Genomic DNA, 10421 nt, shown 5'->3' on the forward strand with positions numbered 1-10421 from the left:
CCCCTCCCGACCCCGATCACCCCAGGAGTCCCCTCATGTCCGTCGTCCTCGTCGTCAACAGCGGATCGTCGTCGTTCAAGTACCAGCTCATCGAGATGACCACCGAGGAGACGCTCGCCAGCGGCCTCGTCGAGCGGATCGGCGAGGACACCGGCCGCACGAAGCACACCCGCGACGGGGAGTCGTTCGAGATCGAGGGGCCGATCCCCGACCACACCGCCGGCTTCGACGCGATGATCCGCGCGTTCGGCGAGCACGGCCCGAGCCTCGACGAGTTCCCTCCCGTCGCCGTGGGCCACCGCGTCGTGCACGGCGGCAAGCGCTTCTTCGAGCCCACCGTCGTCACCGACCTGGTCAAGATCAACATCGAGGACCTCGCCGACCTCGCCCCGCTGCACAACCCCGCCAACCTCGAGGGCATCGAGGCGGCGCAGAAGGCCTTCCCGGACGTTCCGCACGTCGCCGTCTTCGACACCGCCTTCCACCACACGATCCCGGCCGAGGCGTCGACCTACGCGCTGCCCGCCGAACTCGCCGAGAAGCACCGCGTCCGCCGCTACGGCTTCCACGGCACCTCGCACAAGTTCGTCTCGGAGGCCGCCGCCGCCTACCTCGGCCGCCGCCGCTCCGACCTGAAGACGATCGTCCTGCACCTGGGCAACGGAGCGTCCGCCTGCGCCGTCGACGGCGGCGTCTCCGTCGAGACCTCGATGGGCATGACCCCGCTCGAGGGCCTGGTGATGGGCACCCGCTCCGGCGACCTCGACCCGGCCGTCGTCTTCCACCTGGCCCGCAAGGCGGGCCTCTCGATCGACGAGCTCGACACCCTCCTCAACCGCCGAAGCGGCCTCCTCGGCCTCACGGGTCGCGGCGACATGCGCGACGTCCAGGAGGCGGCCGAGGCCGGCGACGAGCAGGCCCGCGCCGGGCTCGAGGTCTACTACCACCGCCTCCGCCACTACATCGGGGCCTTCTACGCCCAGCTGGGCCGCGTCGACGCAGTGGTGTTCACGGCGGGAGTCGGCGAGAACGTCGCCGCCGTCCGCGCCGGCGCCCTCCGCGGCCTCGAGGGCCTGGGCATCGAGCTCGACCCCGAGCGCAACACGTCCTCCGACCGCGGCGCCCGCCGCATCTCCACCGACGACTCCCGCGTCGCCGTCCTCGTCATCCCCACGAACGAGGAGCTGGAGATCGCCCGGCAGTCCTTGTCGGTCGTGTAGCGGCGGAGCCGCGACACGACTCGCGGCCGGCTTCCAGGGGTGGCGGCTCCCGTGGAGCGGGTCCTGTCGGGCTGCCCTGAATCGCTCGCACGCGATTCCGGGTCGCGGCCCTCTTCCGAATACTCGGGCCCTGCTGCTGGTCGAGTAGCCGCGGGACGCGGCGTATCGAGTCCCACCGAGCGCGAGGGAGGAGATCTCGATGCGGCCGCTGTGCGGGCTGCTCCATCGGCAGGAGCCGGCTGAGGAGCCCCGGCTCAGGGCAGCAGGCGCGCGTCGCCCGCGTAGAGGTTGAAGCCGGAGCCGCGGCTGAAGCCGATCAGGGTGAGGCCGGAGTCGCGAGCCAGGTCCACCGCCAGCGACGACGGGGCACCGACCGCGGCGAGCAGGGGGATGCCGGCCATCACGGCCTTCTGCACCAGCTCGAACGAGGCGCGCCCCGATACCTGCAGCAGCGTCCCCCGCAACGGCAGCCGCCCCTCCCGGAGCCCCCAGCCGACCACCTTGTCCACGGCGTTGTGCCGCCCGACGTCCTCCCGGAGCACCAGCAGCGAGCCGTCCGCGTCGAACAGCCCGGCCGCGTGGACGCCGCCCGTCCGCTCGAACACCGCCTGCGCCTCGCGGAGCCGATCGGGGAGAGAGACCAGCAGCTCCCGCTCGACCCGCAGGTCGTCCTCCGCGACGCTCCACGCCGAGTCGGTGGCGACCGCTTCGAGCGACGCGAGCCCGCACACTCCGCACGAGCTGGTCGTGTACACCGACCGCTCGCGCTCGAGCAGCACGGCCTCCCGCCCGCCGCGGACGCTCGCGTCGACCACGTTGTACGTGTTCTCTCCCGGCTCGGAGCCGCTCGCGCAGTAGCGCATCGCCGCGAGCTGCTCCGACTCGGTGAGCACCCCCTCGGACACCAGGAATCCCGCGACCAGGTCGAAGTCGTCGCCGGGTGTGCGCATGGTCACGCTGAAGCGCCGTCCGCCGACGCGGATCTCGAGCGGCTCCTCGACGGCCAGGACGTCCTCGCGGCGTCGGGGCGGATCGCCGGCGCGGACGGCGGTCAGGCGGGTGCGGGCGACACTGCGGCTCATGGGTCTCCTCAGGCGGTGGAGGTCATCCTCCCACCGGGAACCGGGAGCGATGCCGGGGTGCGGACGTACGATGCAGGAATGGTCGATGACGCCGAGCCCCGCGAGAGTCCGATCGACGAGAGCCGCCTCTCCGTCCGGTCGCCGAAGAGACGCGCCGTCGGGATCCCCGGCGTCGCCCACGCCCTCGAGATCTCGCTCAAGCAGATGGGTCCGGTGCGCAGCGCCGAGACGCTCCTGCGGGTGAACCAGAAGGCCGGATTCGACTGCCCGGGCTGCGCCTGGCCGGAGGGCGACAAGCGCCACGTCGCCGAGTTCTGCGAGAACGGAGCGAAGGCGGTCGCCGAGGAGGCCACGCTCCGCACCGTCACATCGGCCTTCTTCGCCGCGCACCCCGTCGCGGAGCTGGAGGAGTGGGACGACTTCGCGCTCGGCCAGCAGGGCCGGCTCACGGAGCCGATGCTGCTCGAGGAGGGCGCGACGCACTACCGGCCCGTGGGCTGGGACGAGGCGCTCGACCTCGTGGCGGAGGAGCTGCGCGCCTGCGCGAGCCCTGACGAGGCGATCTTCTACACGTCCGGCCGGACCTCGAACGAGTCGGCCTTCGTCTACCAGCTGATGGTCCGCGGCTTCGGTACGAACAACCTGCCCGACTGCTCGAACATGTGCCACGAGTCCAGCGGATCCGCCCTCACCGAGACGATCGGGATCGGCAAGGGCTCGGTGAGCCTGCGCGACGTGGAGCGGGCTCCGCTGATCATCGTCGCCGGCCAGAACCCCGGAACGAACCACCCGCGGATGCTGACCGCGCTGGAGCGCGCCAAGCGCGCCGGCGGCACCATCGTGGCCGTGAATCCGCTGCCGGAGGCGGGGCTGCTCCGCTTCCAGAACCCGCAGACCGTCCGCGGCACCCTGGGCGACGGCACGGCCCTCGCCGACCACTTCCTCCAGGTCCGGCTGGGCGGCGACCAGGCCCTGTTCCAGGGTCTGGGCAAGGCGCTGCTCGAGGCGGAGGAGGCGCGCGGCGACGTCTTCGACCACGCCTTCATCCGCGAGAGCACCGGCGGCCTCGCCGAGTACCTCCACGGGCTGCGGGAGGTCCAGTGGGACGAGATCGAGCGGGCGAGCGGGATCGACGAGACGCGCATCCGCACCGTCGCCGAGCTGATCGCGGCGTCCGAGGGCACCGTCGTCTGCTGGGCGATGGGCCTCACGCAGCACGCGCACTCGGTCGCGACGCTCAAGGACGTCGTCAACGTGCTCCTGCTCACCGGCAACATCGGCAAGCCCGGCGCGGGCGTCTGCCCGGTGCGCGGCCACTCGAACGTGCAGGGCGACCGCACGATGGGCATCTTCGAGCGGATGCCGGACTCCTTCCACGACGCGCTCGACCGCGAGTTCTCCTTCTCCTCCCCGCGCGTGCACGGGACGGACACGGTCGCCGCGATCCGGGCGATGCGCGACGGGAAGGCCCGCGTGTTCATGGGGCTCGGCGGCAACTTCGCCCGCGCGACGCCCGACAGCGGAGTGACGGAGGCGGCGATGCGCTCGCTCGCCCTCACCGTGCACGTCTCGACCAAGCTCAACCGCTCGCACGTGGTCACCGGCCGGCGCGCGCTGATCCTGCCCACCCTCGGCCGCACCGACTCCGACGTGCAGCGCTCGGGCGAGCAGCGGGTCACGGTCGAGGACTCGATGAGCGCCGTGCACGCCTCCCGAGGCCGCCTGCGCCCGCCGAGCCCGGGCCTGCGCTCGGAGGTGGCGATCCTCACGGGGATCGCGGAGCGGCTGCTCGAGGGCCGCGAGAACGTCCCGCGGGTCGACTGGGCGGGACTGCGCGACGACTACCGCCGCATCCGCTCGCACATCGCCAACGTCGTCCCCGGCTTCGACGGCTTCGAGGCCCGGATCGACGTGCCCGGCGGCTTCGTCCTCCCGCACCCGCCGCGCGACTCGCGCCGCTTCGACACCCCCTCCGGTCTGGCCCGCTTCACCGCGAATCCGCTCGAGTACCCGCGGGTTCCGGAGGGCAGGCTGCTGCTGCAGACGCTGCGCTCGCACGACCAGTTCAACACCACGATCTACGGCAAGGACGACCGCTACCGCGGGATCCACGACGGCCGCCGGGTGGTGTTCGTCCACGCCGACGACGTCGCCGAGCTGGGCTTCGCGGACGGCGCGATGGTCGACCTGGTCTCGGAGTGGCCCGACGGCGTCGAGCGGCGGGCGGAGGCGTTCCGCGTCGTGGCGTACGACACGCCCCGCGGCTGCGCGGCCGCCTACTACCCCGAGACGAACGTCCTCGTACCGCTGGACTCGACCGCGAAGATCAGCAACACGCCGACCTCGAAGTCGGTCGTGATCCGCCTCGAACCGTCCGCGTAGGCCTCACCAGGGCAGCGGCAGCAGGCGCACCGAGTCGCCCGCTGCCGCTCCCGGTGCGGGCACGACGGCCACGGCCTCCGAGGCGGCGAGACCGGTGAGCATGTGCGAGCGGATGCCGGCGGATGCCCGCCAGCCGTCCTCGCCGGAGGAGACGGGCACGAGCACCGTGGTCCCCGCGCGCCCGAGCGGCTCGGCGAGGACGCCCCGGCCGAGGGGCCGGGCAGCGGCGCCGGACGCCGCGTCGAGGGCCGGCGGCAGGAAGGATACCGCCGCGAGCAGGGCGGCGAGCGGGTTGCCCGGCAGCGCGATCACCAGCGTCCCTCCCGGCAGCAGCGCAGCCATGGTCGGGTGGCCGGGGCGCATTCCGACGCCGTCGACGAGGACGCGCGCGCCCACCGCATCGAGGGCGCGACGGACCGCGTCCACCCGGGAGCGCCCGGTCCCGCCCGTCGTGAGGAGGATCGGCGCCGTGCCCGCCAGCAGCGTCCGTGCGATCGCCTCCTCGTCGTCGCCGCGGCGCACGACCTCTCCCACGGCTCCGCCCGAGAGCTCGACCAGCGCGGGCAGCAGCGGCGTGAACGCGTCGCGCACCCGTCCGGCGGGCGGCATCCCCTCGGTGTCGACCTCGTCCCCCGTGAGGAGCAGGTCGACCGCGGCGGTCGGGCGGACGTCGAGCGCGTCGATCCCGGCGACCGCGAGCAGGGCGAGGTGCGCGGGAGTGAGGCGGGTCCGGGCATCGACCAGCACGGCTCCGCGGGCGGCCTCGTCGCCCGCGCGCCGGACGTGGCGGCCGGGCGGGAGGGGCGCCCGCGCCGTGAGCAGGTCGTCGCGGACCGCGCCCTGCTCGGACGGCAGCACGGCGTCGCTCCAGTCGGGCACGGCGGCTCCGGTGACGATCGGCGCGGCGGTGCCGTCCTCGAGCGGCCAGGGCCCGGGTCCGCGCACGGCCCAGCCGTCCATGGCCGAGGAGTCGTAGTGGGGGAGCGGCCGGGCGGCGGTGACGGCGCGGTCGAGGACGGCTCCGCGGGCGTCGAGGAGGGGGACTGTCGAGACGCCGGAGCGCGCCACCGCTTCGCCGACGATCCGCCTGGCCTCGTCCCAGTCGGTCGCCTCGTGCCCGTGTGCGCTCATCCCGTCCATTCTCCCGGGGCTCGGGGCGGGCCCTGGGCAGGACCCGCCCCGTCGGTCATCCCAGGTAGCCGTTCGGGTTCAGCACGAACTTCTTCGCGGCGCCCTTGTCGAAGTCGGCGTAGCCGCGGGGAGCGTCGTCCAGGCTGATCGCGGTGGCCTGGACCGCGTCGGCGATGTGGACCCGGTCGTGCAGGATCGCCATCATCAGCTGCCGGTTGTACTTCATGACCGGGCACTGGCCCGTGGTGAAGGACAGCGACTTCGCCCAGCCGAGCCCGAGGCGGATCGACAGCGAGCCCTCTTGGGCCGCCTCGTCGACTCCGCCCGGGTCGCCTGTGACGTAGAGGCCCGGGATGCCGAGGGCGCCGCCCGCCGCGGTGATCGACATCAGCGAGTTCAGCACCGTCGCCGGCGCCTCCTTCCCCGAGTCGGCGCCGTTGCCGTGCGCCTCGAAGCCGACGGCGTCCACTCCGCAGTCGACCTCGGGCACGCCGAGGATCTGCTCGATCTGGCCGGCCGGATCGCCCTTCGAGACGTCGACCGTCTCGCAGCCGAAGGAGCGCGCCTGCGCCAGACGCTCCTCGTTGAGGTCCGCGACGATCACGACGGCCGCTCCGAGCAGCTGCGCTCCGACCGCCGCGGCGAGTCCGACCGGTCCCGCTCCTGCGACGTAGACCGTGGAGCCGACGCCGACCCCGGCGGTCACCGCGCCGTGGAAGCCCGTCGGGAAGATGTCCGAGAGCATCGTCAGATCGAGGATCTTCTCGAGCGCCTGATCGCGGTCCGGGAACACCAGGAGGTTCCAGTCGGCGTAGGGGACCATCACGTACTCGGCCTGCCCGCCGACCCAGCCGCCCATGTCGACGTAGCCGTACGCGCTGCCCGGGCGGTCCGGATTCACGTTGAGGCAGATGCCGGTCTTGCGCTCCTTGCAGTTGCGGCAGCGGCCGCAGGCGATGTTGAACGGCACGGACACGATGTCGCCGACCTTGACGAACTCGACGTCGGGGCCGACCTCCACGACCTCGCCGGTGATCTCGTGGCCGAGCACGAGGTCCGACGGAGCGGTGGTGCGGCCGCGGACCATGTGCTGGTCCGAGCCGCAGATGTTGGTGGAGACGGTGCGGAGGATGGCGCCGTGCGGCAGCTTCCGCCCGATGTTCGCCGGATTGACGCCGGGTCCGTCCTTCAGCTCGAAGGTGGGGTAGTCGATGTCGATGACCTCGACGACTCCGGGGGACTTGTAGGCGACGGCTCTGTTGCCTGACATGCGGGGCTCCTTCAGATGGACGACCGCGGCGCAGTCGGCCGCGGGAGTCCTGCGCCGCTCTCGGTCCGAGCCGCGGCGCCGGGACTCGGGGGAACCGTACGGCGTCGACCTGGTGCCGGATCGAGGCCGGTGGAGTAGCGTCTCAGGAGGCGTGCGGACGCTCGTCCACCGCCCGGTGCGAGGCCGCGAGCGCCGCGTCGAGCGCGTCCCGTCCGCCCCCGGCCAGGCCCGCCGCGTAGCCCGCGAGGAACGTGGTCAGCGGAGCCGCCGGCCGGACCACTCCGTGCGCTGCGCGACCGGCGAGGGCGAGCAGGGCGTCCGGGTCCACCGGGACCTCGCCGAGGCCGAGCGCGGAGCACAGCTCGGCCCACCAGCCGGCGAGCACCTCCTCGGTGGGGCGGGCGCCGTCGGAGGCGGAGGGGCGGGGGCCGGTCGTGTCGTCCATCCGCTCAGTCTGCGCCGCGCGGGACCGGCAGGTCGATCCCGTGCCGGTGCGCGTCGGCGGGCGCGTCGACGTCGTCGGTCGTCCCTCCGGGCACCGTCACGAGCCGCGGGGGAAGGACCCGGAGGAGGGCGCGCACCGAGGCGCCGTCGGGATCGCCGAGCGCGGTGAGCGCTTCGACGAGGGCCGCTCGCCGGTGCACGCCGAGGAGCTGCTGGGCTCGGCCGCTCGCGTCGACGGCCAGGAGGGAGGCCTCGACGGCGCTCGATGCGACCTCGAGCAGCGTGTGCACGGCGGGAGCGGGGGCGACGAGATCGGCGGCGAGAACGACGACCCAGTCCGGAGCGCCCGGGCGGTCGAGCAGGGGCAGCGCGGCGGCCAGGCCCGCGACCGGGCCGCCGAACGGCGGATCCTCCTGGACGAGCTCGGCGCCGTCGACGGCCTGTGCGAGCGACGACGGTCCGGCCACGACCCTCCGCTCGGCTCCGCGCACGGCTGCGAGGGCGGTGCCGAGGAGCGTCGACTCGCGGTGCCGGAGGAGCGGCTTGACCGCGCCGCCGAGGCGGGAAGCGCGTCCGCCGGCGAGCACGACCGCGTCGAAGCGGGGGAGCGGAGGCGGCGGGAGCACGGGACCGAGGCTACGCGCGCTCGGAGGTCCGCCGTCCCGGCTGCGGTGTCGGAGGTCGCGGCTACTCTTGTCGGGTGGTAGCAGCCCTGTATCGCCGGTACCGGCCCGAGACGTTCGCCGAGATGATCGGCCAGTCCCAGGTGACGGATCCGCTCATGACGGCGCTCCGCACCAACCGCGTCAACCACGCCTACCTCTTCAGCGGCCCCCGCGGCTGCGGCAAGACCACCTCGGCGCGCATCCTCGCCCGCTGCCTCAACTGCGCGACGGGCCCGACCGACACCCCCTGCGGCGTCTGCGACAGCTGCGTCGAGCTCAGCCGCGAGGGCCAGGGCTCGCTCGACGTGGTCGAGATCGACGCGGCGAGCCACAACGGAGTCGACGACGCGCGCGATCTGCGCGAGCGCGCCATCTTCGCCCCGGCGCGCGACCGCTTCAAGATCTTCATCCTCGACGAGGCGCACATGGTCACGCCGCAGGGCTTCAATGCGCTGCTCAAGATCGTGGAGGAGCCGCCGGAGCACGTGAAGTTCATCTTCGCGACCACGGAGCCGGACAAGGTCATCGGCACGATCCGCTCGCGCACGCACCACTACCCGTTCCGGCTCGTCCCGCCGGCGCAGATGCTCGACTACACGCAGGAGCTCTGCGAGCGCGAGGGCGTGCACGTGGCGGCCGGCGTGCTGCCGCTCGTGGTCCGCGCGGGCGGCGGGTCCGTCCGCGACACGCTCTCCCTGCTCGACCAGCTGATGGCCGGCTCCGAGGCCGAGACCGTCGAGTACGAGCGGGCCGTCGCCCTCCTCGGCTACACCCACGGCGCCCTGCTCGACGAGGTGGTCGACGCGCTCGCCGAGCACGACTCCGCCGAGGCGTTCGGAGCGGTCGACCGCGTCATCCAGACGGGGCAGGACCCGCGCCGCTTCGTCGAGGACCTGCTCGAGAAGCTCCGCGACCTGATCGTCGTCGCGGCGACCGGGGGAGCGGCCTCGGCCGTGCTCCGCGGCGTCTCGCAGGACGAGCTCGACCGCATGGCCGGCCAGTCGCGCGCGCTCGGCCTGGCCGAGCTCTCGCGCATCGCCGACGTGGTCAACGAGGCCCTCACCGAGATGACCGGTGCGACCTCGCCGCGCCTGCACCTCGAGCTGATGATCGCCCGCACCCTGGTGCACGGCACCGGCGCCGGCATCGCGCCCGCTGCGGCCCAGGAGGAGCGCCCGCGGCACGTGGCCGCGCCGCGCGAGTCCGCGGCGCCCGCCCCGCGGTCGTCCGAGGCGTCGCGCGCGTCCGAGCCGTCCCGTGCGCCCGAGCCCCACCACGCCTCGCACGCCGCCGCTCCCGGCTCGGTGCCCGAGTCCATCGCGGCCGCTCCGCGCACCGAGGCGCCGGTGACGGCGTCCGCACCGGTCGCTGCGCCGCCGGTGACGGCGCCCGACGAGACGGCGGCCGCCCCGGAGGCGGACGAGTCCGCGCCGGCCGAGTCAGGACGCCCCCGCGCGACGACCGCCGCGGCGGCTCGTCCGGAGCCGGTCGAGCAGGAGCCGTCGGATCAGGCCGCTGCGTCCACTGAGGCGGCCGCCGCCTCCGCGGCCGCCGCCTCCGCACCCGCTGCGGCCGCGGGCGACGCACCCGCCGACGGCGCGGTCACCCTCCAGCGGATGAAGGACACCTGGCCCGAGATCCTCGAGGTCGTGCAGAAGGCGAAGATGACCGCCTGGCTGGTGGCCTACACCGCCCAGGTGCGCGCCCTCAAGGACGACGTGCTGACCCTCTCGTTCCCGAGCCAGAACGACGTCGAGTCGTTCAAGATGCCGGGAACCGCGGGGCAGCCCGGAGTCAGCGAGTACCTGCGTCAGGCGATCCAGCAGGTCCTCGGCCTGCGGGTGAAGTACATCGCCCGCGTCGAGCCTCGCGCAGCCGCCCCGGAGGCCGAACGCGCCGCCGTCGAGGCGACCGCCGCGCCCGCTCCGGCTGCGCCGATCCCGGCCGCGACCGGCTCCGACGGCTGGGCCACGGTGGCGATCCCCGCCGATCCGACCCCTGCGGCCGAGGCGGCTGCTCCCTCCGCTCCGGTGGAGGCCCCCGCCGCGGCCGCCGAGCCGGTGCGCGCCGCCCCCCTCGCCGCCGCTGAAGCCGCTCCCGCCGGCGACGAGCCCCCGTTCGACGAGGAGCCGCCGGAGGAGGACATGCCGCCGGTCGAGCCGCCGATGCCCGATTCCTGGGCGACCGTCGCACCTCCCGGCGAGCCCGCCGCCGCGCCCGACCCCGC

The 10421-nt window shown here is 73.9% G+C and carries 8 protein-coding genes; 3 read left to right on the forward strand and 5 right to left on the reverse strand.

All coding sequences use genetic code 11. From position 1 onward, the window contains the following. Positions 1–35: 35 nt before the first annotated feature. On the forward strand, positions 36–1220 hold the full coding sequence (locus tag C5C46_RS16285) for an acetate/propionate family kinase (RefSeq protein WP_104227458.1): 1185 nt from the start codon (positions 36–38) through the stop codon (positions 1218–1220). Between the two features lie 254 nt (positions 1221–1474). Here C5C46_RS16285 and fdhD read toward each other — a convergent pair whose 3' ends face one another. Then, entirely contained in the window at positions 1475–2302 is an 828-nt protein-coding gene (gene fdhD / locus C5C46_RS16290) for a formate dehydrogenase accessory sulfurtransferase FdhD (RefSeq protein ID WP_104227459.1), read from the reverse strand. Positions 2303–2380: 78 nt separating this feature from the next. Between fdhD and C5C46_RS16295 the strand changes: the two genes are divergently transcribed. Next, positions 2381–4684 (forward strand): FdhF/YdeP family oxidoreductase, encoded by a 2304-nt coding sequence (locus tag C5C46_RS16295; RefSeq protein ID WP_104227460.1) that lies wholly within the window; start codon positions 2381–2383, stop codon positions 4682–4684. 3 nt (positions 4685–4687) lie between these two features. Here the strand turns inward: C5C46_RS16295 and C5C46_RS16300 are convergent, their stop codons facing one another. The 4 genes from C5C46_RS16300 to C5C46_RS16315 form a co-directional block, all read right to left on the reverse strand. Next, positions 4688–5815, reverse strand: a complete 1128-nt coding sequence (locus C5C46_RS16300) for a molybdopterin molybdotransferase MoeA (protein ID WP_181069251.1) — start codon at positions 5813–5815, stop codon at positions 4688–4690. Between the two features lie 55 nt (positions 5816–5870). Next, positions 5871–7085 carry a formaldehyde dehydrogenase, glutathione-independent gene (gene fdhA, locus C5C46_RS16305; RefSeq protein WP_104225123.1) on the reverse strand — a complete coding sequence of 405 codons (1215 nt, stop codon included), beginning with the start codon at positions 7083–7085 and terminating at the stop codon, positions 5871–5873. 142 nt (positions 7086–7227) lie between these two features. Continuing rightward, entirely contained in the window at positions 7228–7530 is a 303-nt protein-coding gene (locus tag C5C46_RS16310; protein ID WP_219812223.1) for a DUF6457 domain-containing protein, read from the reverse strand. Positions 7531–7534: 4 nt separating this feature from the next. Continuing rightward, positions 7535–8155 (reverse strand): molybdenum cofactor guanylyltransferase, encoded by a 621-nt coding sequence (locus C5C46_RS16315; protein ID WP_258059556.1) that lies wholly within the window; start codon positions 8153–8155, stop codon positions 7535–7537. A gap of 74 nt (positions 8156–8229) precedes the next feature. Here C5C46_RS16315 and C5C46_RS16320 point away from each other — a divergent pair. Then, positions 8230–10421: DNA polymerase III subunit gamma and tau (locus tag C5C46_RS16320; protein ID WP_104227463.1), on the forward strand; the 2192-nt coding region annotated here is incomplete at its 3' end.

Origin of the sequence: Rathayibacter sp. AY1E6 (genome assembly GCF_002931115.1) — a bacterium.
Taxonomy (GTDB): domain Bacteria; phylum Actinomycetota; class Actinomycetes; order Actinomycetales; family Microbacteriaceae; genus Rathayibacter.